The organism is Streptomyces sp. NPDC029159, assembly GCF_055564055.1.
On record NZ_JBVHWT010000002.1, the window covers coordinates 191149 to 217105 of the forward strand.

The following is a 25957-nucleotide window of genomic DNA, read 5'->3' on the forward strand; positions in this document are numbered from 1 at the left end:
GCCTGCGCGGAGGCTGGACGGCGAGAGGTGCGCCCCGTACGGACGGTCACCGTACGGGCGCGCAGGGTGGACAGTGCGAGGTGTGCGCCGTCACTCTGGGTGCGTGTGATCGTGCGGGAGGAAGGGGTGGCGGATGGCCAACGTCGGAGAAGGGGTCGGCGCGTTCTCGGAGGGGGAGCGGGAACCGCATCCGTCGGACAGTCTGCGGACATTCGGGGCGGTCGTGCAGGCGCTGCGTGAGCATGCGGGGCTGAGCAGGGTGGAGTTCGGGGAGCGGGTGCGGTTCTCGAAGCACACGGTGGAGTCGGTGGAGCTGGGTCGGCGGATGCCGGACGAGCTGTTCGTGGAGCGGGGGGAGGATGCGACGGGGAACACGGGGGCGTTGCGGAGGGCGGCGCCGTATCTGTCGCGGGGGGAGGCGGGGTTGGCGGCCTGGTTCCGGGAGTGGGCGCGGCTGGAGCGGACGGCGGTGAGTCTGTGTACGTATGAGTGCAGGCTGGTGCCGGGGTTGTTGCAGTCGGAGGCGTATGCGCGGGCGGTGTTCGACAACAGCATTCCGCTGCTGACGGACGAGCAGACGGAGGCGCAGCTCGCGGCGCGGATGAAGCGGCAGGTGATGTTGCGGGAGCGGCCAACGGTGCCGTTCGGGTTCATCGTGGAGGAGTCGGTGTTCCGGCGGAAGCTGGGTGGGTCTGCGGTGCAGGCGGGCATGTTGGAGCACGTGCTGGAACTCACGGCGCCGCGCAACGTCACGTTGCAAGTTATGCCTACGGAAACGGAGTTCCACGGGTGCCTGGACGGGCCGGTGCAGATCCTGGAGACGCCGGACAATCGGAGGCTCGGATACTCCGAGGGACAGCAGAACGGGAGGCTGATCTCGGACCCGAAAGCGGTGGCCCTCCTCTGCCAGCGCTATGACACACTGCGCTCGCAGGCCCTGAACCCCAAGGAATCCAGGGACCTGTTGGAGCGACTCCGAGGAGATCTAGAGCATGAGTAGCGACATGACAGGACTCACCTGGTTCAAGTCCAGCTACAGCGGGACGCAGGGCGACAGCTGCGTGGAGGTCGCGATCGCCGAACAGGTCATCTACGTAAGGGACTCCAAGGACGTGGCGCGTCCGGCCTTTGCTGTTGGTCGCGACGGGTGGGGTCGGTTCGTACGGTTCGCGTCAGAGCGCTGATACGACGAGGGGCGCCGCATGCTGAGCAGCGGGCGGCGCCCCTCGCGTTGTCCGGACGTCAGTCGTCCTCGCGGGCCGGGTGGCGCGGGCCCTGCCCCGGGGGCGGGGTGAGTGTGGAGCGGTACGCGCCGGAGTCGCTCTCGTCGAGTGGGGTCTCCAGAGTGAGGCCGGCGGCGGCCATGCGGTCGTACTCGGCGAGGATCAGGTCCTTGGTGCGGTAGGTGCCGTGGGCCGCTTCGTCCTTGCGCTTCACGATGGGGAACGTGTCGAGGATGTACGAAACGTCGTCGCGGGTGATGCCGTAGAGGTGGAAGAAGAGGGCGTCGAGTTCGGCGCGGATGATGGTGCGGCGCTCCTCGTCCCAGCGGAAGGGGGCTCCCGTGTCGCCGAGGTCGCGGGCGAATGGGGTCATGTCATGTGCGGTGTAGGTGAGTTCGAGTACGCGCGACGTGATCGTAGAGTCGTGGATGGTCAGTTGAGTCGGGGACGGGACGGGAAGTTGCTTGACGAGGAAGAAGGACATGGATGTGCCGCCGATGGCCTGGCGGGCGGCGTAGTCCAGCGCGAATGAAGAGAGAGCGGCTGCGAGCAACTCGGGGGTCTTGACCAGAGCCAGAAGGAACTTGTGGCCTACTCCGGTGGCAGGCGCAAGGGAAGCGATCATGGTGCGTGCATCCGTGGCACGGCACATGTCGCGCCAACCCAGCATCCATTGGGCATTCCACCCCTTGTTGGCCAGTCGGCTCCTTACGCCGTCTGCTTTGATTTCGGCGCCGTGTTGATCGGTGGTGCCTGTCGTGATATCCGATTCGCCTACCCAGTAACGAGGAAGGGCGAGGACGTTCGGATCTTGCTTCTCGCTGACACGGAGGTCCTGGGAATCGCCCTCAGAGGTGTACGTGGCCCACCTGTGGTCGTAGTGGTGCAGCATCTTCGCTTCGTACAGCGGTAGCAGTCGCTCTGTCCCCCGCACCAGCACATTCCCGTCGAGGCGCCAGCCGTCCGCGAGCATCGAGCCAAGAGTTTCGCCGCTGGCGGGCGAGGGGCGAAAGAGATGGGAGTCGTGGGACATGTGGAACATTGTCATGAACGACACGCCCCACGGGTTGCCGTTCGCCTTGTCCGACTCCTTGAGGAGGACCGGAACCCGGCGGTAGATGCCGAGGGTGATCTCGGCGTCGCGACGGCTGCGGAAGACCGGGCAGGTCCCGGTGTTGGGGTTGAGGAGGGTGATCTCCTCGGGGGTGAGGGTGAAGACCTTGTCGGGGGCCTCCAGTTCCGCCGGGTCATGGACGAAGAAGGCGAATCGGGCGGCTGGTTCACGCAGTGAACGGCCTGCGAGGGACAACACGCAGAACTTCATGCGAGAGTCCACCGCTGGGAAGAGACCGCTGCGGTTCTCGAAGTCGAACAGCGCCGCCAGCGACCCCGCCGACACCAGATCCTTGAAGAAGTACTGCGTCCGCGCGTCCGTCGCGATACCCGTCGGGACGATGACACCGGTACGCCCCCGGCTGCCGGTCAGGATGCGGTCGGCCTCGGCGAACAGCGCGTACAGGTTGAGGTTTCCCTGCCCCGTCAGGGGATAGCGGCCGGAGATGCGCAGGAAGTGGCTCTCGCCGTACACGCGGCGCTTGGCGGCCTCGTACTCGTTGAACAGCCCCACCGTGTCGAGGTCGTCCCCGAGCGCCTGGATCTTCTTCTTCCGGGCCGCCGTGTTGTTGGTCGCCGCGATGTCCGGTGCTCGTACTGCGAAGAACTCTGTCTCGGGGAAGTTGATGCTGTCCCACGGCGGATTCCCCACCACCGCGTCGAACCCCCCGGCCCAACCCGTCGCCGGATCGACGCCCGCCCCCGACTCCGGGACGGCGAACACCTCCGGGAACTCCAGGTGCCAGTGGAAGAATCGGTACCGCTCGCTCAGCGCGAGCACCTCGGTCAGCGTCGCGTCGTTCACCGCCGCCGTGCCCCCGGCGAGCAGGTTCCGTACGACGTCGTGCGTCGGCGCCTCCGGTGCTCCCGTCTGCTTCGGCCAGACAAAGGCAGCGCACCACGCGTCCGCCGTCTCGCGGTCCCGCGTGTACGCGGCGGAGTTTACGTATGCCTCGTACGCCGCCTCTTGAGCATGCACCTGACCCAGATCGTCGGACGGAGCATTGGTGATCCGGCTGAGTTGCGCCGCGAGCCGCGCATTGCTCGGCACCGTGACCTCGGACTCGGCGAACAAGTCACCCTGGCCGCCGCGTTGAGCCTTATTGCGTTTCTTGAGCGCGGCCGCGTACTTCTTGTCGTCGCCCTCGATCGCGTCGAACGCCTCGTCGGGCACGCCGCCCGCGAGGAGTGACGGCGTCGTGCCGAGCAGCGCGTTGCCGTGCCGGACATGCGCATCCAGGAACCCCAGCGCCTTCCCCGGCTCCATCGCCTCCAGCCATAGCGACACCTTCGCCAGCTCCACCGCCATCGGGTTGAGGTCGACGCCATAGATGCACCGGGCCACGACCTCCCGCAGCGCGTGCCGTACTGCGTCCACCGTCGGCTCCGGGTTGTGCTCGCGCACCGCCGCGACCCGCTTCGCGATCCGTCGCGCCGAGGCGACCAGGAAGTGTCCGGAACCGCACGCCGGGTCGCACACCGTAAGACCGAGCAGCTCCGCAACGATGTCGTCCGCCGGGTCGGGGCGTCCGCCCGCCGAGGCCCGCTGCTCGCCGCGCTTGACCGCGTCGTCGATGACCGGGTCGAGAGTGGTGTCGAGGAGGCACTCGATCAGCGACGACGGGGTGTAGTAACTTCCCGTCGTCTTGCGGCTGTTGCCCGCGACCTCAACCAGCTCGAACGACCGGTCCGCCGCCGAGTGCTTCGGCTCCAGTTCGAGCAGCGACTCGTACACCGAGCCGAGCTCCTCGGCGTCCAGGTGCCGGTAGTCGACGGCACGCCAGCGCCGTGCCCCCGGGTCGTGGACCTGCGCCAGGTGCCCGACGGCCTTGAGCAGCGACTCGTTGGAGATCTTCAGCCCCTCCAGCGGTGCGTCCGCCTCCGTACGTGAGAAGAGCCCGCCGAGGCCGGGCAGCCCCAGTTCGGGCCGCCCGCCCTCCGTCCCCAGCGCGTCGAGTACGAGCCGCAGTGCCTCGTACTGGTCACCGTGCGCGGTGCCCTGGCGCCGCCGGGCCCGCCTGCGCAGCCGGTCCGAGGAGAAGTACCGGGCGTACGCGTTCTTGGCGGCCTCGTCCGCCGCCGGGTCGAGCAGCGCGTCCCGGTCCTCGGCGACGAAGACGAAGAGGAGCCGGTAGACCAGCCGGAGGAGCGCCGCCTGGAGTGCCTTCGGGTCGGTGTCCTCGCGCAGCCGGCCGTTCTCCGGATGACGGAGGAACCCCGTACCGAGCACGGTCAGTGCCTGCTGGACGCCGAGCCGCAGCTGATCCAGCGCACGCGCACCGGACGTGACGGCCTCGGTGCGCCACTTCTCCAGCCAGCACCCAGAAGGTGCCGCCCCCTCCGCCACCTCGAACCGCGACGCGTGCAGCACGCAGTACAACAGCACGAACTCGCTGAACAGTTCACCGTCGAAGATCGCCTCCAGGTCGAACTCGACGTACGCGGCCGTCGCGAACGACGACGAGTCGCGAAGCAGCCGTAGCGTTCGACCGTTGGTAAGGACCGCCCAGAGGTGAGCCTCGGTCCGGTTGAGGCCGTCCTGGACAAGGGACTGCGGCGGCACCTGCCCGGCCGCCGGCCGCTTGTCCGGTTCCTGGTTCCAGGGGATCAGGTGGAGCAGCGCGGGCCCGTGCCGGTGCGAGATGCGGAACCGGGTCTCCGTATCGGAGTCGGCGGGGATGCCCTCCGGGCCGACCTCTGCCAACGCCCCGAAGTCCAGCTTGCGGAAGAGCTGGGAGAGCCAGTCGGAGGAGGCCCGGCCGGTCGGGTCGGCGGCGGGCGCGCCGGTCTTCGGATCGGCGGGCAGCGCGGCGCGCAGTTCGCGCCAGAGCGGCTTGAGGTATTCCCAGGCACGCTCGGCCTCGTCGCGGACGGCGACCGAGCCCGGCAGGCCGTAATCGGCGGACTTGGTACCGGGCAGGTTCCGTGCCTCGGCGATGCGGACGAGCATGTCGCCGGGAAGCAGTCCGCCGACGGTGGTGACGGCGGCGAAGACCGGTGCGGTGCGGGTGGCGGCGGACATCAGGCTTCGGCTCCGGTCACGAGAGGGGCGGATACGGCGGTGGGCTGCTGTGGCAGATACACGTACACACCCAGGACGTCGGCGGGCTCCTGCGGCACGACCTTGAGGCCCCGAACGATCTCGGCACGGTCGCTGGTGTCGGCCTTCCGTACCCGGCGGTGCGAGGCGTCGAGGTCGGCGGCGAGGGCGACACCGTACTCAGTGATGTGACCGGACAGTTCGGGGAGTCCGTCCAGGGTGCGGGTGATCTGGTTGCGGGCCAGCTGCTCATGGGTGTTGGCGGCGGCCCGCGCCCCGAGGAGCGCCGCTGCCGCGTCGTCGTCGAGCCAGCGGGCCCGGGACGGCAGGCCCTCGAAGGCGAGCAGCCGGGCGTCCTCGGCGACGATCTGCCGCTCCCCGGTGCGGGACGGCAGCGTCAGGTGGAAGCGGTAGCGGACCAGGAGCAGGGTGGTGCGGATGGTGACCGCGTCCGTGGTGACGACGCCGCAGCGACGGGCCGGGCGCGGGCCCGGAGTGTTCGCGTCGAGGGCCGAGTCGAGGACGTACGAGGCGAGCGCGCCGACCGCCGGGTCGGTGCGGACCAAAGCCGCCTCGCCGCGCCCGATCGCCGGGGAGGTGCGGAACGGGATCTCCCGGTCCTCCTCCACGATCCGTCCGCCGAGGACCGCCGCGAGACCGTCGCGCACACCGGCCGGCGTACCGCCGACCTGCGCGGCGAAGTCGCCGGAGCCGTCGCGGGGGTCGCGGACCTGGGCGTCCAGGTCGCGCAGCGCCTCCAGCACGAAGTCGCGGACCTCCTCGGAGCCGCCGAGCGCGGCCCGTACGGCGGTGACCTCGCGGGCCACCTCCTCCGGGTGGATGGCGCGCTGCGCGTACTTCGAACGAGAGGTCCGCTCGCGCTCGGCGGCCGAGTTCCACTCCCGTTCCATCCGGTCCAGGGACTCCTGGTGCCCGTCGAGGTCGAAGAGCCCTTCCTGGGTGCCCTGCCTGCCGTGCAGGAGCAGCCATTCGACCACCGCGTCGGTGACGCCCGAGGCCGTCTCGTCCGGGACGGAGACCGAGATGCCGAGGTCCTTCTTGATCTGCCGGTGCTTGGCGAAGAGGACTTCGAGGACCTTGCCGTCGATGCCGTTGTCCTCGCCGAACATGGTGATCACGCGGACCTGGTCGCGCTTCTGCCCGTACCGGTCGACGCGGCCCTCCCGCTGGTCGTGCCGGGTCGGGTTCCACGCCAGGTCGTAGTGGATCACCGCGTCGAAGGCGTGCTGGAGGTTGACGCCCTCGGAGAGGCAGTCGGTGGCGATCAGGACCCGGCGGACGGCCGGGTCGCCGCTGTCCTCGGCGGCCAGCTTCTCGATGCGCTCCAGACGCTGCTGCGGGGAGAGCGTGCCGGTGACGGCGGCGATCCGCGTCTTCGCCCCCAGCTTCTTCTCCAGGTGGGTCGCCAGGTACTCGGCGGTGGGGATGTAGCGGCAGAAGACGATCGGGCTGTAGCCGTCCGCGATCAGCGACTTGAGATGCGCGGTCAGCGCCTTGAGCTTGGCGTCGGGCGCCGGGCCGTACAACTCGGCCGCACGCGCGGCGAGTTCACGCAGCCGCGGGTCGCCCTGCTCGCTCTCCGCCGCGCCCGGCGCGACGTCCATGCCCTCCAGCCGGTCGCTGTCCGAGGAGTCACGGGTCAGCGGCGCACCGAGGGCGTCCGCCTCGACGGCGGTCCGGGCGGCGGCGGACTCGGAACGGGTCTCCAGGGTGCGGGCCGCGGCGGCGGGCGAGGACACCATCGACCGGAGCAGTGCGATCACCGACCACCAGGCGATCCGGGCCTCCCGCTTGCCCTGGCGACCGGCGGTCTCCACCCGGTCCGCGGCGTAGGCGATCGCGTCGTCGAGCAGTGCCCGGTAGGCGGGGGTCAGCTTGTACGGCTCGTCCTTGGTCCACCGGTCGGAGGGGAACGCGGTCCGCTCGACGAGGGAGTCGTCGGCGAGGCCGTCCTCCTTGGTGAGGTACTGGCGCACGTCGGCCCGCTTACGGGCGACGAAGTGCTCGGCGAGACGGGCCCGGCCCGCCGGGCTCTCCAAATCGACCGTGGCCAGGTCCGGCCGGACGAGACCGAGCAGGTTGCGGAACGCGGACTCCTTGCCGGAGTGCGGGGTGGCCGTGAGCAGCAGCAGATGCCGGTCCTCGTCCGCGGCTACACGCCGCAGCAGTTCGTAGCGGAGCTGACTGGTGGACGAGGAGGCCGGGCCCTGCGCGTCGTCGGCCGCGACGCACGTGTGCGCCTCGTCCACCACCACCAGGTCCGGACAGTGCCGTACGAAGTCCTCGCGGTGCCGGGTCGACTTGATGAAGTCCGTCGAGATGATCGTGTACGGGTGCCGGTCGAAGAGTGACTGCCCCAGCTCCAGGCCGCGTTCCAGACGCGACACGGTGGAGGCGAGGACCAGCTCGGCGTCGATACCGAACTTCTCCCGCAGCTCCCCCTGCCACTGCTCGGCGAGCGAGGGAGAGCAGAGCACCGCGAGGCGGCTCGCCTCGCCCTGCGCGAGAAGCTCCTTGACGATCAAACCGGCCTCGACGGTCTTGCCGATGCCGACGTCGTCCGAGATCAGCAGCCGTACGGTGCGCTGCCGCAACGCCATGAGCAGCGGCACCAGCTGGTAGGCGCGCGGCTCCACGGCGATCGACGCCAGCGCGCGGAAGGGCCCGGCCCCGGAACGGAAACCGATGCGCAGCGCGGTCCGCAGCAGGCCGGCCGCCCGCTGGTCACCCAGGTCGGACGGGCTCGGCGCCGCGAACTGGGCGGGCCGTACCTCCTCGAAGGCGGGAAAGACCGCCGCGACGTCGTCCTCGCCACCGCCCAGCGGGCGCAGCACCAGCATGCCGGAGGCGCTCTCGGGGAGCACCACCCATTCCCGGCCGCGGGCGTTCACCAGCGAACCGGCCGTGTACGTGGGGCTCATGGGTCTCTCGGTTCCTTCGGGGTCGGCGGGGTGGAGTGGTTGGGGTGGGACCGGGGCGGTGCGCTTAAGGATCGACGGGGAAAACGTAACGGTCAACGGGTCTGGAAATACGTCGCGTTGTCGTCCGCCACGGCGTCCCAGTCGGATCCGGCCCGGAAACGCAGCACGTCCCAGCCGGCCTCCTCAAGGCGGTAGCCGGCCTCGCGGTCCCGGGTGGAATCGGCGCCGTGGTCGGGAAGGTCGACGAAGACCGCGAGATGGGCACCGTCCATACGGAACACCAGATCCGGCTTGGCGGCGGCCTCCGGAACCAGGACGTCGACCTCGTCCGGCAGCCGGTAGCCCTTGGCCTTCAGCCAGCCGAGGAGATCACCCGAGGCGATCAGGGCTTCGAGGTCGGCCTCCAGCGGAGTGGGTGCGGCGGGGCCGTCGCTGCCGTTCCGGGCGGGGCCGCCGGACCCGGCCGCGGCGGGTGCCGCCAGCCGGTGGAACTGCTCGCTCCGGGATTCGCCACGGTCCTCGCGTTCGGTCTGCGAGCCCGCGAGGCGCAGCAGCAGCGGGCGGGCCGCGTGGCGGCTCAGCAGGCGGTGGTGGGTCTGGTTGCCGTACGTCAGGAGACAGGCGTAGCAGCCGCGGGCGCACTCCTCGCCGCCCTCGGGACCGCCCAGGTCCTCGTCGGTGTCCGGGTCGAAGTGGCAGATCTCTAGGGCGGCGCGGGCCGCCTTCGCCAGCGCCCCTCGCTCCTGTCGCAGCCGGCGCAGCACACCGGCTCCGCCCTCCGCTGCCTCGGTGAAGAGCAGTCGGCGGCGCGGTCCTTCGGGCGGCGGCAGGAGTTCGGCCGTCAGCTCGGAGTCCTCCAGCTCGAAGGCGGCCTCGATGCCCCGCTCCAGGGCGTACAGGACGGAGAACGCGACCGGTTCCGGCAGTGGCTCGTCCAGCGTCGCCACCAGGATGTTCCGCCGGTCCTCCACGTACGGCAGGACGCGCTTCCGGCGGCGCTTCTCGTTGCCGTCCTCGTCGACCACCGGCATCCCGGTGCCCTCCACGGCGTCCGCCGCGGCCCGGTCGTTGAGCCAGCGGCCGTCGCCCAGGTCCAGCCAGTAGCCGTCCTGCACGTCCTCCTTGTCGCGGACCCGGCCCAGGTTGGTGATCCGGACCGTGGCCGAATCGCCGTAGTCGAGAGCGAGGACGGCGGCACCTTCTCCGTCCGTCACCCATGAGGTGAGACGGCCCTTGCGGACCCCGTGGTCCTGGAAGGCGTACGAGGTCTCCAGCCGGAAACCGGCCCGGCGCCGCTCCTCCTCGTCGGAGGAGATCCGCTCGCGGGGGGTGGTGTACACGGTGTGGAGATGGATCAGGCCGGTGCGCTTTCCGGTCAGCTCCGTACGGCACATCGCGCAGCGGTCGAGGCCGGGACGGACCGGGTGGTGGTAACCGCAGGTGTCGCAGCGGCGTGCCTCCGCCGTCGCCAGATCGCCGGAGGCGTCCGGCGGCAGCTGGATCCGGGTCACCTGGTAGCGGGCGCCCTCGTGGTAGATCAGCGCACCCGGACCGAACTCGCGGATCGCCAGGAAACGCGGCCGCTGGAGATAGTCGCCGTCGGCGTTGCGCCGGTTGCCCGAACGCGGGATGTACGCGGCCAGCGGCAGGCGCGGGAAGCTGTAGCCGGGGAGGAAGCCCTCGGAGGCCAGATAGCGGTAGGGGTTGAAGTCGCTCATCACCGACTTGTTGTCGGTGGAGCGGTTGAGCAGCAGATTGGTCTGCGTCTCGGCCTCCCGGCGGCGGGTGCGGGCGCGGCCCTGCTCGCCCTGGCTGAGCGTGTGGTCCACCACCCGCTTGTTCTGCTCGTACTGGTCGAGCACGGCGGCCCGGAACAGCTCACGCCACCGGTCGAAAGACTCGTCGAACCTGTCCGCGGCCCGCTCGACACGGTCCTCGATCCACTCGTCGTACCACCAGGTGGTGTCCTGGAAGTCCGGGATCAGCGGCGCGAGCACGTTGTGCGCGGCGGCGACCGCGCGGCGCCGGGCGCCCTCGTCGAGCGACCTGTCACGGATGTGCGTGTGCAGCGGCAGCACCATCCGGGGATCGGGCCGGTCCCCGCTCTCCGGGTCGTACGCCACGTCGACGACGTCAGGTACGGCCGTACCGAGCTTCATCTCGGTCTCCGCCAGCCAGATGCTCTGGACGTGCGAGCGGACCAGGTCCTCGTTGGCGAGATCGAGGCGGGGCGGTGCGACCTGGCCGGAGACCATCGCCTCCGAGCGGCGGAAGTAGTACTGGTCGTGGCTGTTGCCCGTCGCGCAGTACGTGGTCACCAGCGCCGGCTGCCCCGAACGGCCCGCACGGCCGGAACGCTGGGCGTAGTTGGCCGGGGTCGGCGGCACGTTGCGCATCATCACCGCGTTGAGCGAGGAGATGTCGACGCCCAGCTCCATCGTCGGCGAGCAGTAGAGCAGCGGCAGTTCGGCCGTGCGGAACTCCTCCTCGCGGAGCAGCCGGTCCTCCGGCGGCACCTGCGCGGTGTGCTCGCGGGCGTAGAGCCCCGCCAGCTCGGTCGCGGCGTCGCGGTACAGATCGCGGAAGAAGGGGTTGACGCGCGGCCCCTCGCCGTGGCTGTAGGTGCGGGTCAGCGGGTCGATCGCCCCCGTCTCTCCGGTGCCGGCCCGCCACACGATCGCGGCGGCCGACACCCGGTACCCGGTGCGCTTCTCCGCCGCGCGCCGGCGGAACGCCGGCCCCGAACGCTCCGGGGCCGCCTCCACCTCGCGCACCAGGTCGGCGTCATGGAGCACGGTGAGCAGGGTCTCGATCACCCCCTGCACATCGTCCTGCGGGGCCTCGCGCAGCGCGGGTACGTTCCGGCGCAGATACTTGCCGAACTTCCCGCGCGGCGAGAGGAACAGAGCGGTGCGCTCCATACCGGGCTTGGAACCGTACGGGTAGGCCGTGCCGACATTCGGCTTGTCGCTTTCACTGAGGACCCAGGGGCCGGTCAGCCGCTCCTCGCTGGCGCCCTTCAGCGCGTCGAAGTCGTCCCGGAAGTACTGCACATCGATGGCCAGGCCCCGGCGCAGGAAGTCCAGGAGGGTGCGGGCGATCTCGGCACGGAGCTCCGCGTCGATCTCGCGGAGCACCGGGTGCGCCGATTCCCAGCGCTCGGCGCGGGCGGCCACCCACTCCAGGTCCTCGTAGTCGATGCGCAGCAGGCCCGTCTGCTCCAGGTTGGGCATGGTGATCCGCCAGCCGCGCTCCAGGTCGCGGTAGAGGCGGTAGCCGACGACGTCCCTGAAGGTCTTCGTCGCCCGGCGCTCCATGGACGGCGGCTGGTCGGCGACACCGGTGTACTCGCGCGGCGCGAGGCCCATCACCTGCGTCACCGCCAGAGTCAGGTCGTCGTGGCGCACCCCCTCTTCACCGGAGCGCACGACCGCCGCGTACAGCGCCCCGCGCAACTGGGTGACCTGCGCGAAGTCGTTGAAGTGGCCGGCCTGCAGCGAGGCGTCCTGACGGTTGTCGACGAAGGTGAGGAGCTTGCGGGCCTCCTTGTCGAGGCTCTTCTCCGGCACGGCGCGCAGCGACTTGAGGATGGAGGCCGAGATCAGGGAGGTGGCGGAGGAGCGGCCCTCCTGGTCGAGCGTCGCCAGCTTGGCGAAGTCACGGCCGCGGGTCTGCTCGTACGACACCTGGCAGTGCACACAGAACAGGAACGGCGCCGGGACGAACGCGGCCTCCAGGCCCTGGCCGTCCTCCACGCCTGCCGCGCTCTCCGTGCCGAGGGAGTCGACGACGACGCGCCTGGGCACCCGCTCCCGGTAGGACTTCTTCACCACCGTCAGACCGTTTGCGTCCTGCTCCAGCCAGGACTCCGGGAGCCGCCGGTCGTCCACGGCCCGCTGCGGATCGGCGGGCCAGACGTAGTCCTCGCCCGGCACCCCGACATACAGACAGCCCTCGCCCTCGCGGCCACCGGAAGCCGAGGTGCCACGCCGTGGCTCGTAACGGAAGACGCCGTCACGGCCTTCCGTGCGCCACACCGTGAGGTACTCCTGACCGCACTCCCGGCAGAACGACAACGGGTACAGCGGCATGCCGCCGCTGCCCGGCTGCTCCAGCTGGAAGGTGCGGGTCAGCGGGCGGGTGAGCGGGTTCTCCAGGGTCGTGTACACGGTGTCGCCCTTGGAGAGGAACTGGTGCAGGCGAAAGGCGAAGAGGGGACGTTCGGTCACCGGGTGCTTGGCCTGGGAACCGGCCTCCAGGGTGGCGCGGATCGCCTCCCGGACCTGGTCGGCGGGGACCCCGGAGCCGGTGGACAGTTCCTCGGCGGCCGATTCGATGGTCTGCGGCGCGCAGCGGCGCAGCCGCTCGGTATCCGGCTCCTCCTCAAGGCCGAACTGGGACTCCACCCAGCGGGCGAGGGGGTCCCGGGTGAGTGCCTCGTACGCGCGGGGCGCCGCGGGCATCCGTAGCCGCTCGGGGGGAACGGCCGCCGGTGGCTGATCGGTGGCCCGGACCAGCGTCTCGCCGATCACCCGGGTGGGCAGCACCGTGGTGCCGAAAAGGCGGCCCGCGACCCGGGCGACCTCCCGCCGCTGGTCCTCCCAGGTGCCCTCGGTGGACATGGTCGCGGAGGTGCCGATGCACTGCAGGTTCTGTCCCGCACGGCATGCCTCGCGGACCCGGCGGATCAGCAGCGCGACGTCCGCGCCCTGCCGTCCCCGGTAGGTGTGCAGCTCGTCAAAGACGAGGAACTGCAGGCCTTCGGCGTTACGGACCAGACCGTCGCGGTCGTCCGGCCGGGTGAGCATCAGCTCCAGCATCACGTAGTTGGTGAGCAGGATGTCCGGCGGATTCCGGCGCAGCTCCTTGCGCCGCTCCTCGTCCTCCTGGCCCGTGTACCGGGCGAAGGTGACAGGCTCGCGGCTCTCCCCGAAGCCGTGCCGCAGGTACTTCTGCAACTCCTTGAGCTGCGAGTTGGCCAGCGCGTTCATCGGGTAGACGACGATCGCCCGTACCCGTCGCGGAGTTCCCGGAGCGGCCGCGTCCCGCTCCCTCAGCACCTGGTTCACGATCGGCACGATGTAGGAGAGTGACTTACCGGAACCCGTGCCGGTGGTGAGCACGTACGAGTCGCCTTCCTGGGCCGCCTCGATTGCCTCGCGCTGATGGCGGTGGAAGGTGAGCGGCCGGCCGTCCGGACGGCGGGCGTCCTCCTTCTTGCCGGCCTGGAAGATCTCGGCACAGCGGGGATGCAGCAGCCCGTCCCTGACCAGATCGGTGACCTGGCCGCCGTCGGCGAAGAACGGATTCAGCGAGAGCCAGGGGTCGGGCCACTGCGACTTCGAGGCCAGGTCGTCCTCGACGAAGTTCTCGATTCGGGCGTCACGGATGACGGTGGCGCTCCGTGTGAAGCTCTCGTACTCCTCGATCAGATTCTTGTGGATGCCGAAGACGTCCATGGTCTCCGGCAGGCGGGGCGAACGGCGCGGTAGCGGGGCCGGCTTCACGGCGGCGGGCTGCGGCAGGTCGGCGCGGAGCCGGGCCACCGGGTCCATCGCCGTCCACTCCGGGGCGAGCAGGCCGACCGTCGCGTCGGGGGCGAGCGCGTGCGGGATAAGGGCCTCGCGGACCAGGGTGGCGTTCTCCGGCCGGTTCTCCGGCTCCTTCTCCAGGAGCCGGGAGATCAGGCGCACCAGGGCCTGCGGCAGATCGGGCCGGACGATGGTCAGCCGCGGCGGTGGGTCGTACTGATGCTGCACGGACAGTTCGTAGGCGGTCCGGGCGGAGAACGGGGGGCGGCCGATCAGCATCTCGTAGAGGACGCAGCCGAGCGCGTAGAGATCGGCCGCGGCGGAGACCGGCTCGGCGCGGAACTGCTCGGGTGCCATGTACCGGGCCGTGCCGACGCTCACTCCGGTGCTGGTCAGCCGTGTCTGGTCGGGGTCGTCGACGATCGAGCCCATGCCGAAGTCGAGGATCTTCACGGTGCCGTTGCACAGCAGCATCGCGTTGGCCGGCTTCAGGTCGCGGTGGACGATGCCAGCTGTGTGCGCGGCGGCGAGGCCGGACGCGATCTGCGCGCCGATCGCGGCGACCCAGGAAACCGGGAGCTGCGGCTCTTCGTCCATCAGTAGGCCCAGGGTGTGGCCGTCGAGCAACTCCATTGCCAGGTAGGGAAGACCGCTGCCGCCCGGTGCGTCGTCGACCCCGCCTGCGATCAGATGGGTGAGGTTGGGGTGCCCCTGGGAGAGCATGCGCATGATCTTCACCTCACGGTGGAAGCGCTGTGTCTCCTTGTTCTCCTCCGCAGCCTCGACCAGTAGGCCTGTGCGGTTGCGCAGCACCGTCTTCAGCGCCACCTCGTACTGCGTCGAACCGGGTGCGGCTTCCAGGTCCACGGCCCGGTGCACCTCTCCCATGTTTCCGCGACCCAGGTCACCGGTGATCCGGAAACGTCCACCGACCTGCTCCAGTGCCACTGCTGCTCCCCGTCACTCGCGTCGTGGTGGAAGGTAAGTATCTCGCGGGGAGTGTACACCAAGAGTGAGGACGTGGACTGTGAAGTGCTGTTGACAATGTAAACGTGCTCTGACCGTCGAGGTGCTCGATGTCTGTACGTCCCTGTTCTGGAGCGCAGATTCCGCCGATGACCGTGCGGGTGGTGCGGCCAAGCAACCCCCGAGGCACGACAGCGATGTGGGTGCGCGACCGGCTTGATGGCCTGCGGCGCGACGAGGACTTCGCGGCCTGGTGTCCCCGCGGCGGGCGACCAGGGCTATCGCGCGCACAGTTGGCCACCGTCTGCGTGCTGGCGTTCCCACGCAACCTGTCCGACCGGCAGGCCGCCGAGGCGGTGCGCTGCCGCCTCGACTTCAAGTACGCCCTGACTCTGGAGCTAGACGATTCCGGGCTTCCACCACAGTGTGCTGGGCGACTGCCGCGACCGGCTCGCTCAGGACGGTCGTGCCGACCAGCTGCTCGACCTTGCTCTGGGGCGCCTGACGGAGGCCGAGCTGGTCAAGCAGTAGGGGCGGCAGCGCACCGACTCCACCCGTGTCCTGGCCGCTGACCGGGAACTGACATGCCTGGAACTGGTACTGGAAGTGGTCCGGGCTGTGTTAGAGGAACTCGCCTTGAGTGTACCTGAGTTGCTCGAGCCCTTGGTTACGGCCGAGTGGGGCGAACGTTACGGGCGCCCGGTGCGCCTGTGTTCCCAGCCCCGTCATCCGGTCTCCCGGCTTACCCAGGCCGGCGGCGACGCGCGGGCTCTGCTCGCCACGGTCGCCACCGACGCGCCCGACCGGATCGCAGTACCCGCGCGCTTGAGGCGCTGCGGCAGATCCTGGTGCAGCAGTTGACCGTCGCCGTCCGCGGCAGGTTGCGGCCACGCACCGGCAAGGACGGCTTCCCGCCCGGCTCTTTACAGATCCGCTCGCCCTACGACCTGGACCTCTTCGCGATACGAGGGAACACCCGCTGGAGCGTCTAGCTGCACGTCACCGAAGCCTGCGACGCCGACTGCCCGAACGTCATCACCGATGAGGCCACCACCCTTCCTAACTTTGACCAAAGGACACGCTGGGCGTCGCCTCGACGGAGGTAACTGGCGACGTCAAACCTGGTGGACGACCGTCGACAGTGCCACCTTCGATGACATGGAAGGGCAGCGACTATTCGTTCCGCACTACCCGCCGCACTCCATGCGTCACACGTGTGCTTCGTGGCTTGTCCAGAAGGGGGTGTCGCTCTACGAGGTCCAGCACCTCCTGGGCCGCGAGAGGTTTCAGACCACGCAGCGCTACGCACACCTTCAGCGGGACGCGCACAAGCCGTCCTCGACACCTGGCAGCGCCTGGAGACTCCCTTGGCCATTGCTTCGTAGCGGAGAGGCCGGCTTCGTCATGGTTGGGGGTGACGTATTGGCCGCGGTCACAGTGCTCCGCGGCCTTGATCCTTCGGCCGTCGGAGAGGGCAAGGCGTGACGCTCATTTGACGCTCACGCCCCGAGAATCCACCGCTCAGATACCGAAGAAGCCTCCTGAACTGCGGTTTCTAGACCGGCATGGAATCGCACATGTTTTCGATGACGCACCATGTGGAGTGCGTGGCGATCCTGGAGAAGGCGGGCAAGGGGGCCTGAGCTGCACTGCTGTCCGGCGGCGACTTCGACGGGTCGGTCAACTCCGACTTCGATCTCTTCGTGCGTCGGCCGGACGGTGAACTGACCGTCTACGAAGACATCGGCGCCCACAGCCTGGGCAAGGAGAACAGCCTCAAGGGCCCGAACGGCACCTGGAAGCACGCCCGCCTCCTCCACGGGCACCCGCCCCGGGGAGCCGGATGGCGCGTTGCGGCGTGCGGAGGGTGCGCTGGATGCCGCTGCCGACGACGCCACGGAACCGGAGCCCGTCGACTCGCCAGGTCCCGCACGAGCCGGTACCGGCTCGTGCGGCGTGACGAAACCGGACCTGATGGGGACGGCTGGAGCGCGCCTGCCGACTTCGCCGGCTGAGGCTGCCCGCCACCGGCCGGCGCCACGACCGTTTGGAGTGCGTGGTCGCGGACGTACCCGGCGACGGTGATCAAGAAGATCGACTGCGCACGCCACGGCGGGGTCGCTGCCGCGTGCGGCGCCGGTCAGTCCTCCCACGGTCCGGGGGCCGCGCGGGCGTATCGGTGCTCGGGCCTGCCGGCGTCGCCGTAGCGCAGGGAGAGCCGGAGTGAGCCGTGCTTCTGGAGGTAGCGCAGGTATCGATGGGCGGTCGAGCGGCTGATACCGGCGCGGGCGGCCACGTCCTGTGCCGACAGAGGGTGATCGGCCTCGGTGATGACCTGGCAGATCAGGTCCACGGTGGGGCCCGACCAGCCCTTGGCGGGTGACGCGGCTGTGGCCGCCGGCGTGCGCACGGCCCCGAAGATGCGGTCGATCTGTTGCTGCCCCGGGCTCGTCCCGGCACCGGCGTCCTGCAGACTGCGCCGCAACTCGATGTAGCTGTTCAGACGGGAGCGCAGCCCGTCCAGGGTGAACGGTTTGACGAGGTAGTGCAGCACGCCGTAGCGCAGAGCGGCTTCCACGACCTCGACGTCCTGCGCCGCAGTCACCATGATGACGTCGCTGCGCATGCCTTTCTCCCGCATCCGGCGCACGAGGTCCAGCCCGTTCCGGTCGGGGAGGTAGTGGTCGAGCAGGAGCAGGTCAACGTGCCGGCTCTCCAGCATCTGCATGGCATGCAGAGCGGTGTGGGCGGTGCCCACGACGTGAAAGCCGGCCGTCTTGTCGACATAGGCGGCGTTGATCTCCGCGACGTGGAAGTCGTCGTCGACCACCAGGACGTCAATCACGGTGCGTCTCCTGCCAGGGCGGGCTGCGTGCGGGCTGCGGATCTTGTGACGATGTCGGGGAACGTGACGGTGAACACGGCGCCGCCGCCGGCCCGGGCGGCGATGCGGGCGGTGCCGCCGTAGCGTTCGGCGAGGCTGCGCACCATGGCCAGTCCGAGTCCGCGTCCGCGGTGGTGCGGGGACTCCTTGGTGCTCCATCCCTCTTCGAAGATGGCTTCGCGCAGTTCCACGGGCACTCCGGGACCGTTGTCGCTGACGCGTGCCACGACCGTGTCGGCCTCGACGAAGACCTCGACTTCCACCGCGGGATGGGTGGCCCGACCGCCGACGACATCGAGTGCGTTGTCGATCAGATTGCCCAGCACCGTCACGATGTCCCGGGCGTCGATCAGCTGGCTGGGCAGCTGGCTGCGGTCGGACAGGCGCAAGGTCACGCTCCGTTCGGCGGCGATGGCCGATTTCCCGACCAGGAGAGCCGAGACCATCGGGATCCGGATGCGTTCCGCGATGTTGTCTGCCGAGGCGCGCCGGGCGTGCGTGAGGCCGGCGACGTAGTCGCGGGCCCGCTCGGGCATGTCCAGGTCGAGGTAGCCGAGGACGGTGTGCAGGCGGTTGGCGTGCTCGTGGTCCTGGGCGCGCAGCGCGTCCAGAAGGCCCTTGATGGAGTCGAGTTCGCGGCCCAGCAGTTCGACCTCGGTGCGATCCCGCAGGGTGACGACAGCGCCGCCGTCGGGGGTGGGCATCCGGTTGGCGATGAGGACACGGTTCTCGCGTACGGTCAGCAGGTCGCGTCCGGTGACTTGCCCGGTGAGGACGTCGCGGGAGCGTCCGGGCGGAAGGACCTCTTCGAGGTCCCGGCCTTCTGCTTCCTCCTTGAGCGCGAGCAGGCGGGAAGCCTCGTCGTTCACCAGCCGTACGCGTGCGTGCTGGTCGAGCGCGATGACTCCCTCCCGTACGGCGTGGAGCATCGCCTCCCGCTCCGACAGCAGTGCCGCGATGTCGGCGACGGATACCCCGTGCGTGCGCTTGCGCAGGGTCCGGGCCACGAGGAACGCGGCGCCGGCGCCGACCGCGAGGGCTGCGCCCGCGTAGCGCAGCAGTCCGGGCAGGGCGGCCAGGAGGCGTTCTTGGACGCCGGAGTAGGCGATGCCGACCGACACCGCACCGATGACCTCGCCCGTGCTGTCGCGCAGTGGGACCTTTGCCCGCGCGGACGTGCCCAGGGTGCCACGGTCGATCTCCAGGATGACGTGACCGTGCAGCGGAGTGGACGGATCCGTCGACACGCGGTGGCCCACTTGCTGCACATCCGTGTGGGACCAGCGGATCCCGCGCAGATCCATGACCACGATGTACAGGGCGCCCGTCGCTTTTCGGGTGCGCTCCGTCTGCCGCTGCACGGGCCCGGTCGGATCGGGGGTGCTCGACAGCAGACCCGCGGCGATCTCTGGATCGACCGCCGTGGTCTGGGCGATGGCCAGGGCTTCGTGCTCGGCCTGGTCGTCGAGCTGGGTACGGAGCGGCTGGAGGAACAGGCCGGTCAGCAACAGCAAGACGCCTGTGGTGATCAGCAACTGCACGATCAGCACCTGTGCGAACACCTGCCTCGGCCAGCTGATGCGCAAGCGGGCCACTTCTGACACCTGCTTTCAGGAACTCTCCCGTGCGACCGGACGTTTCGCCGGGGTGAACGCACCGTAACCGCAGCTGTTTCAGCCAGGGAAGAGCCTGGACAGCAGCGGGCCCGGATGCGGTCGGCACAATGCGCAGAATTGCTTTTACGGGAACTGGCAGTGGTTGTTGGCCAAAACTTCCCAGCCCGCACGACTGTTTCTAACGTCCCCGGCATGACAAGCCCATCGAGCCCGGCCATCGAACTGCGCGGTGTCCGCAAGGCATTCCGAACGCCGTCCGGCGCCTTTCACACCGCCGTCCACGATCTCGATCTGACCGTCCAGCAGGGCGAGTTCGTCGCCGTCGTCGGCCCCACCGGCTGCGGCAAGTCCACCACCCTCACCCTGGTCAGCGGGCTGGAGGAGCCGACCGACGGCGAGGTGATGCTGTCGGGTGCCCCGGTGCGCGGCATCGACGAGCGGGTCGGCTTCGTCTTCCAGCAGGATGCGACGTTCCCGTGGCGGACCGTGCTGTCCAACGTGATGGCCGGGCCCCGCTTCCGCGGCGTCCCCAAGACCGAGGCCAAGGAGAAGGCCCGGGAGTGGCTGGCTCGCGTCGGGCTGAGCGCGTTCGAGGACCGCTATCCGCACCAGCTCTCCGGTGGCCAGCGCAAGCGCGTCGCGCTGGCTTCCACCTTCGTCAACGACCCGTCGATCCTGCTCATGGACGAGCCGTTCTCCGCGCTCGACGTCCAGACCCGCGCTCTCATGTCGGACGAGCTGATGGAGCTGTGGGCGGGCACCGGATCCTCCGTCGTCTTCGTCACCCACGACCTGGAGGAGTCCATCGCGCTCGCCGACAAGGTCGTCGTCATGACCGCAGGGCCGGCCACGGTCAAGGAGATCTTCACGATCGACCTGCCGCGCCCGCGCCGCGTCGAGGCGGTCCGCCTGGAGCCCCGGTTCGTCGAGATCTACCGGGAGATCTGGTCGTCGCTCGGCGAGGAAGTCCGTATCACCCGCGAGAGGGGTGCCCAGAATGTCGCCTGACATCACCGTCGAACCGGACACCGCTGCGTCCACCGTGACGGACTCGGGCGGCGTCACCAAGCCGGCCCGTACCGAGGAGCGTGCCCGGGCCGCGCGCCGCCGCCGCGGCATCGTCCTGCTGTCCCGCGGCGCCGTGCTCGTGTTCGTCCTCGGCGTGTGGGAGTGGTTCTCGCGGGCCGGGATCATCGACCCGTTCAACTTCTCGATGCCCTCGAAGATCTGGGACCAGATCCAGCAGTGGGCGCTGCACGGCACCCCGCAGGGCTCCCTGCTCGAACAGATCTGGTACACGCTCTACGAGGCCCTGCTCGGCTGGGTCGTCGGCGTCATCGGTGGTGTCGTGCTCGGCATCGCGCTCGGCCGGGTCCGCTTCCTGGCCGACGTCATGGGCCCGTACATCAAGGTCCTCAACGCGCTGCCGCGGATCGTGCTCGCGCCGATCTTCCTCATCTGGTTCGGCCTCGGACCGGCCTCGAAGGTCGCCTCCGCCGTCGTCCTCGTCTTCTTCCCGGTCTTCTTCAATGCCTTCCAGGGCGCCCGTGAGGTGGACCGCCACCTCATCGACAACGCCCGCATCCTCGGCGCCCGCGACCGGCAGGTCACCTTCCAGGTCGTCATCCCCGCCGCCACCTCGTGGATCTTCACCAGCCTCCACGTCAGCTTCGGCTTCGCCCTGATCGGCGCCATCGTCGGCGAGTACATCGGCGCGACCAAGGGCATCGGCCTGCTCGTCTCCGCCTCGCAGGGCACCTTCAACTCCGCCGGGGTCTATGCCGCGATGGTCATCCTCGCCGTCGTGGCCCTGCTCGCCGAGGGCCTGCTCACCTTCATGGAGCGCAAGCTCTTCCGCTGGAAGCCCGCCGCCGATGAAGCCCGCTAGATCCTCCCGTCACCGCCCGTCCTGCCTCCAGGAGCCGCACATGTCCCGTCGCACCCTCGCCGCCAAACTCACCACCGTCACCGCAGCCCTGGCCGCGCTCACCGCTCTCAGCGGCTGCGCCGACCAGGTCTCCTCCCATGCTTCCGACAGCGGAGGCTCGGGAGGCAAGGGGCCGAAGGTCAAGATCATGGTGGGAGGCATCGACAAGGTCATCTACCTGCCCGCGATGCTGTCCCAGCGCCTCGGCTACTTCAAGGACGAGGGCGTCAACGTGGAGTTGCTCAGTGAGCCCGCCGGCATCGATGCCACCACCTCCCTCGTTGCCGGGAACGTCCAGGGCGTCGTCGGCTTCTACGACCACACCCTCGACCTGCAGACCAAGGGCAAGCAGGTCGAGTCCGTGGTTCAGCTCGCCCAGACCCCCGGCGAGGTCGAGATCGTGTCGAACAAGGCGGCGGACAGCCTGAAGTCGCCGAAGGACTTCGCGGGCAAGAAGCTCGGCGTGACCGGGCTCGGCTCGTCCACCGACTTCCTCACCAAGTACCTCGGCGTCCACGACGGGGTGTCCACGGACAAGTTCAGCAACGTTGCGGTCGGCGCGGGCCAGACCTTCATCTCCGCGCTGCAGAAGGGGTCCATCGACGGCGGCATGACCACCGACCCGACCGTCGCGCAGGTCCTCGACAAGAAGATCGGCAAGGTCTTGATCGACATGCGCACCCCCGAAGGCTCGAAGCAGGCGCTCGGCGGCCTGTACCCATCCTCCAGCCTCTACATGAACACCGACTGGGTCGACGGGCACAAGGACACGGTGCAGAAGCTCACCAACGCGTTCGTGCGCACCCTCAAGTGGATGTCCACGCACAGCGCGAAGGAGATCGCGGCGAAGATGCCGAGCGATTACGCGCAGGGCGGCGAGGGTCTCTACGCCAAGGCGATCGAGAGCACGCTGCCGATGTTCACCAAGGACGGCAAGATGCCGGCCGATGGACCCGCGACGGTGCAGCGCGTGCTCAAGTCCTTCAACCCGAACCTGAAGAACGCCACGATCGACCTGGAGAAGACGTACACGAGTGAATTCACACAGAAGGCCACCGGCTGATTGAGCCTGTGCCGTGGGCTTGCCGTGCTCGGAGTGGTAGGAGGGCGGCAGGCCCAGATCGAAGCCCGCCGGAACGACCCTGCCCTGCGCCCTTTCCTGGCCCCCGGTGGCCGCTACCGGACACCCCCAGCCCGGCATTGCAACGCACCCTCACCGACCACACCGGTTCCGTGGTGTCGGTGGTGATCTCGCCCGACAGCACCTGGCTCGCCACCACCAGCAACGACGGCTTGGTCTATGTCTGGTCTGTTGAGGAGCGTCGCACGGTTGCCGTCATGCGAGTCTCCCTGTCTGCATTCGTGCGTTTGGGGGACCGATCGGGTCCCCGTTGCACGGCTCTGCTCGCTCTGCCGCTCACGGGCCTGCATGACGGCCGTGTACCACCGGCGTTGCCGCTCAACTTCGAGGAGCACCTGTTCCAGGTCCTGGCGTTCAGCTTCCGTAGCGCGGTGTTCCAGATCTTGCAGGAGAAGCCCAGCCAGGACTCCAACGCCCTTCGTGCTCCGTCGCTGTACAAGTAGGAATACCCGCTCTTGGCGGGTGGGCCGAGGGCAAGGTGACCGCGTAGGGCTCCTCCTCGTACTTCCTGTGCGGTCGATTGGCGCGCCCACGTCGATGGGCCGGGAGGGAGCCGTGCGCGACCGCAGCTGCTCCGCCCCAGGCGGATGATTTCCGGGCTGTGACGCTCGTGATGCCTTCGTGAAGGGGGGAGGGCCAGAAAACTGTCTCTGACCTGGGGTTTTTGAGCCACGCCGAGGCCGACATCTTTTCGATGACGCACCATGTGGAGTGCGTGGCGATCCTTGAGAAGGTAGGGAAGGGTGTCTGACCTGCGGTTTTGTCCGCGTGCATTATGTTCGGTGTGGGCGTTACGGGCGATATCTTGACGCTGGAATGACGCTCGTGACGCTCATTTGACGCTCGTTCTGATGGGGCGTCAGGCCGCTTGTCGGCAGGTCGGACCCTGTCAAGACAGCAAGCGCCGTTGGGGCGTTGAGGGGTGGCGACGCTGAGCGCGCGCCTGCTGGCTCAGTTCCACCATCGCCGACGAAGCGCGCGGAGAGTTCATCGACCATCGTGATGGGGTGATCACGCTTGCCGGCTGTGCGGCGCCCTTCTGCACGGTATGGCGATGCCTTCGGCGTCGAGGTCGCCGTAGTAGACGATGCGACGGATGCCGGCGAGCTCGGCAAGATTTTCGACGGATGCCTCGAAGGCCGTCCGGAGCCGAAGGCGATGGCCCGCCTCGCCGGGCACGGGCTCCTCGACGCCGCGGCCACGGCCCTCGGTCGCCGCCCCCACACCCCATCCCGGTCGTCGGCCGCCCCGGAGCCAGCGCCGTCATCACCGCTCCTGGAGCGGAACACGCCTACACCGCCCTGGCCGGCCCGACCTGGCGCAACGAGATCTGCGCACGCCACCCCCTCAACGTCGCCCGCAAACCGGCCGGTGACCGCCGCGCACCGCGTACGGTACAGATCGGCACGGAAGACCAGGTCGCCTTCCTCGTACACGCACTCAGCTAGGATCTGAAACATGTCCGAGCTCCTCCTTCCTGTCTGCCATGGCTGAGGCGAGTCGGCCGCGGCGCCGTACGGCCGCCCTTTCCGGAGAGCAGAGGCCACAGGTCCCAGCTCGGCCGAACGCGCAGCCGTACCGGCGAGGGGTCGAGCGGATCAGCGCGATACTTGACGCCGCCGAGCAGATCCTCGTGACCCACGGCTACGAAGCGGCCACGCTCAAGGCCGCGGGAGAGCGCGCCGGTATCCCCACCGCCTCGGTCTACCACTATTTCTCCGACCGGCATCAGGTCGATGCCGAACTCATGCGCCGCCACGTAGGCAAGCTCCAGGCCCTGGTCTCCGGAGCGTTGGCCGACAACCCGCCGGCCACGCTGGACGACGCCGTGGACGCGGTCGTGGATCTGATGCTGGACTACTTCCGCGGGCACCCGAGCTGTGTCGAGCTGTGGTTCGCCCGGCGCAGTGACGTCCTCGAAGAACTGGTCCGCGCCTACGACGAGGCGATGGCCGAACAGCTGTGGCGCTTCGCGCGGGATCGCGGGCTGCTGCGCCCTGATACCCCGCTGCTGGTAGTGCAACTCGCTTTCGAGGCCGGCAACAGGCTCTTCGACGTAGCGTTCCGCGTCACACCGGTAATCGGTGACGACATCGTTCTCGCGGAGCATCGCCGTTTTCTCCTCTCCTACTTGCGCACGTACGCGCCGAATCCGTCAGCCTGATGGACGGGACGGGCGAACGGGGCCGCCACCGTTTTTCGTACAACCGCTGTTGCCCCGCCTGCCGGTTGAAGCCTCACGAGCTATCGGTGACGGTGGAGTCCGGCTCGACCAACGGCGAGTTCACGACCATCGCGCTCCGTTGCTGACCAAGCCCTTCGGTTTCGCGGACAGCCCTGCGGTGCCTGAACTGACTCGTTCTGTTGACTTGTTCAATCGACTGAGCCATTACGCTGGTCATTTGGCTCACGTTCCCGCGGCCGAGCGCCGCCCCAGCTCATCAGGGCCGCCATCGACCTCATGACGCGAGAGGGCGTGACCGCCGGCGGTTTCGAGGAGACGATCGCCGCGCTGGCCGACGCCCTGTGGCGCGACGCGCACGAGGAGTCGACCAGTTACCACCTCCTCACCGCGCTGGCCACGCGGAGTCGGTGGCCCGCTTCTTCCTCGCTGGCTTCGACCTCTGGGAGGGTCCTCGGTCCGGCGAGGCCGCCCTCGTGGGTGTGCACCGGCACGTCGTAGCGGCCGAGCCCCGCGATGTGGTCCTCGTGCGCGTGGCTCACCAGGACCAGATCGGCGGGTGGGGCCTCCGCGGCGAGCGACAGCGACGGGTCGAACACCAGGGCGGAGTCCGTACCCCCCACAAGCAGCGAGTTGCCGTACGGGTACGCGCCACGGCGAGCGCCGACGAGCACCGTGACCCCACCGTAGGTCTCCTCGGTGTACTCCCCGCCCATGTACGGCCACCCACCCCTCAGCCCGACATGTAAAGATCGAATCGAATTCGAGGTTGATCTTACTGGCCGAGCACGTCGATCGATGAGCGCCGGCGCGCGGTGGTGACACGGCCGCAGCATTGGGCGGCTGTGTCGTCGGCGGCCGGCTCTGTCAGTTGGTACATCGCGCGCCGCCTCTTCCAAGTGGTGCACGTGTCTTGCGTCCTTGTTCCGCATTCACGTGCGTGGGCGGTGATGGAGGGAGCTGGTCGCCGCCGTGGTCCACGCCGCGGGGAGGTTGCCGGCGTGTGTCGCGGCGGGGCGGGGCGAGGCGTTCGAGGGCCCGTATTCGTGCTGTCGGGCGCCCGCGTCGTTCCGTGCCGGGGGTGGTGCCCAGGGTGGTGATGCGCCTGTAAAGTCGAACTCGATTCGATATCGTGTCATGCTGACGGTCTGTTGGCGGGGCGTATGGCACGGGAAGGTCGCGGCGGTGACGGCCTCGCTCGCGCATGAGCAGGGAAGCGCTGCGTGCTGGTCGGCATGGCGTACGCCGCCCGGGCGCGGAGATCCGCGTGTCCGCCGAGAGCGGGGCGGGGCCTCTTGGTGTGCGGCCGTCACGCGGCCGTGATGCCGGCTGTGTGCATCGAAGCCGACGCGGAAGTCGTTCTGAATGACGGAGTGAGGAAGAAAATGGCAA

Annotated in this window: 17 protein-coding genes; 10 read left to right on the forward strand and 7 right to left on the reverse strand. The window is 69.1% G+C overall.

Annotated features, from left to right (window positions below):
- Positions 1 to 133: 133 nt before the first annotated feature.
- Both ACZ4U4_RS05095 and ACZ4U4_RS05100 read left to right on the forward strand, forming a co-directional pair.
- On the forward strand, positions 134 to 1000 hold the full coding sequence (locus tag ACZ4U4_RS05095; protein ID WP_467869060.1) for a helix-turn-helix domain-containing protein: 867 nt from the start codon (positions 134 to 136) through the stop codon (positions 998 to 1000).
- Positions 993 to 1184, forward strand: coding sequence for a DUF397 domain-containing protein (locus ACZ4U4_RS05100; protein WP_467869061.1), 192 nt, complete (start codon positions 993 to 995; stop codon positions 1182 to 1184). The genes ACZ4U4_RS05095 and ACZ4U4_RS05100 overlap by 8 nt, the downstream gene beginning before the upstream one ends.
- A gap of 58 nt (positions 1185 to 1242) precedes the next feature.
- Here ACZ4U4_RS05100 and ACZ4U4_RS05105 read toward each other — a convergent pair whose 3' ends face one another.
- The 3 genes from ACZ4U4_RS05105 to ACZ4U4_RS05115 all read right to left on the reverse strand — a co-directional run bounded on the left by ACZ4U4_RS05105 (position 1243) and on the right by ACZ4U4_RS05115 (position 14737).
- Complete coding sequence (locus ACZ4U4_RS05105) at positions 1243 to 5358, reverse strand: Eco57I restriction-modification methylase domain-containing protein (protein ID WP_467869062.1); 4116 nt, start codon at positions 5356 to 5358, stop codon at positions 1243 to 1245.
- A complete protein-coding gene (locus ACZ4U4_RS05110) occupies positions 5358 to 8318 on the reverse strand; it encodes a helicase-related protein (RefSeq protein ID WP_467869063.1) in 2961 nt (986 codons plus the stop codon). The genes ACZ4U4_RS05105 and ACZ4U4_RS05110 overlap by 1 nt, the downstream gene beginning before the upstream one ends.
- 92 nt (positions 8319 to 8410) lie before the next feature.
- Positions 8411 to 14737 (reverse strand): protein kinase domain-containing protein, encoded by a 6327-nt coding sequence (locus ACZ4U4_RS05115; protein ID WP_467869769.1) that lies wholly within the window; start codon positions 14735 to 14737, stop codon positions 8411 to 8413.
- A gap of 275 nt (positions 14738 to 15012) precedes the next feature.
- On the opposite strand from ACZ4U4_RS05115, the gene ACZ4U4_RS05120 reads away from it, so the two are divergent.
- The 3 genes from ACZ4U4_RS05120 to ACZ4U4_RS05130 all read left to right on the forward strand — a co-directional run bounded on the left by ACZ4U4_RS05120 (position 15013) and on the right by ACZ4U4_RS05130 (position 16300).
- Entirely contained in the window at positions 15013 to 15387 is a 375-nt protein-coding gene (locus tag ACZ4U4_RS05120; protein ID WP_467869771.1) for a transposase, read from the forward strand.
- A 276-nt stretch (positions 15388 to 15663) separates the two neighbouring features.
- Positions 15664 to 15807 (forward strand): hypothetical protein, encoded by a 144-nt coding sequence (locus tag ACZ4U4_RS05125; RefSeq protein ID WP_359828049.1) that lies wholly within the window; start codon positions 15664 to 15666, stop codon positions 15805 to 15807.
- Positions 15808 to 16018: 211 nt separating this feature from the next.
- Positions 16019 to 16300 carry a tyrosine-type recombinase/integrase gene (locus ACZ4U4_RS05130; protein ID WP_467869773.1) on the forward strand — a complete coding sequence of 94 codons (282 nt, stop codon included), beginning with the start codon at positions 16019 to 16021 and terminating at the stop codon, positions 16298 to 16300.
- Between the two features lie 655 nt (positions 16301 to 16955).
- Here the strand turns inward: ACZ4U4_RS05130 and ACZ4U4_RS05135 are convergent.
- The gene (locus ACZ4U4_RS05135; protein WP_467869064.1) at positions 16956 to 17660 is read right to left on the reverse strand and encodes a response regulator; all 705 of its coding nucleotides are present in this window, start codon (positions 17658 to 17660) and stop codon (positions 16956 to 16958) included.
- On the reverse strand, positions 17657 to 19285 hold the full coding sequence (locus ACZ4U4_RS05140) for an ATP-binding protein (RefSeq protein ID WP_467869775.1): 1629 nt from the start codon (positions 19283 to 19285) through the stop codon (positions 17657 to 17659). Before ACZ4U4_RS05140 ends, ACZ4U4_RS05135 begins: the two co-directional genes overlap by 4 nt.
- Positions 19286 to 19507: 222 nt before the next feature.
- Between ACZ4U4_RS05140 and ACZ4U4_RS05145 the strand changes: the two genes are divergently transcribed.
- From ACZ4U4_RS05145 to ACZ4U4_RS05160, 4 genes are read left to right on the forward strand one after another with little or no spacing between them, the layout of a single operon-like run.
- Positions 19508 to 20323, forward strand: a complete 816-nt coding sequence (locus tag ACZ4U4_RS05145) for an ABC transporter ATP-binding protein (protein ID WP_467869065.1) — start codon at positions 19508 to 19510, stop codon at positions 20321 to 20323.
- Positions 20313 to 21203: an ABC transporter permease gene (locus ACZ4U4_RS05150; protein ID WP_467869066.1), complete on the forward strand. Its 891-nt coding sequence runs from the start codon at positions 20313 to 20315 to the stop codon at positions 21201 to 21203. Before ACZ4U4_RS05145 ends, ACZ4U4_RS05150 begins: the two co-directional genes overlap by 11 nt.
- Before the next feature lie 40 nt (positions 21204 to 21243).
- Positions 21244 to 22305 carry an ABC transporter substrate-binding protein gene (locus ACZ4U4_RS05155; protein ID WP_467869067.1) on the forward strand — a complete coding sequence of 354 codons (1062 nt, stop codon included), beginning with the start codon at positions 21244 to 21246 and terminating at the stop codon, positions 22303 to 22305.
- An 8-nt stretch (positions 22306 to 22313) separates the two neighbouring features.
- Positions 22314 to 22826, forward strand: a complete 513-nt coding sequence (locus ACZ4U4_RS05160; protein WP_467869068.1) for a WD40 repeat domain-containing protein — start codon at positions 22314 to 22316, stop codon at positions 22824 to 22826.
- Between the two features lie 568 nt (positions 22827 to 23394).
- Here the strand turns inward: ACZ4U4_RS05160 and ACZ4U4_RS05165 are convergent.
- Positions 23395 to 23607 carry a hypothetical protein gene (locus tag ACZ4U4_RS05165; protein WP_467869070.1) on the reverse strand — a complete coding sequence of 71 codons (213 nt, stop codon included), beginning with the start codon at positions 23605 to 23607 and terminating at the stop codon, positions 23395 to 23397.
- A gap of 262 nt (positions 23608 to 23869) precedes the next feature.
- Between ACZ4U4_RS05165 and ACZ4U4_RS05170 the strand changes: the two genes are divergently transcribed.
- Positions 23870 to 24547: a TetR/AcrR family transcriptional regulator gene (locus ACZ4U4_RS05170; RefSeq protein ID WP_467869072.1), complete on the forward strand. Its 678-nt coding sequence runs from the start codon at positions 23870 to 23872 to the stop codon at positions 24545 to 24547.
- Between the two features lie 392 nt (positions 24548 to 24939).
- Here ACZ4U4_RS05170 and ACZ4U4_RS05175 read toward each other — a convergent pair whose 3' ends face one another.
- Positions 24940 to 25281, reverse strand: coding sequence for an MBL fold metallo-hydrolase (locus tag ACZ4U4_RS05175; RefSeq protein WP_467869074.1), 342 nt, complete (start codon positions 25279 to 25281; stop codon positions 24940 to 24942).
- Between the last annotated feature and the right edge of the window lie 676 nt (positions 25282 to 25957).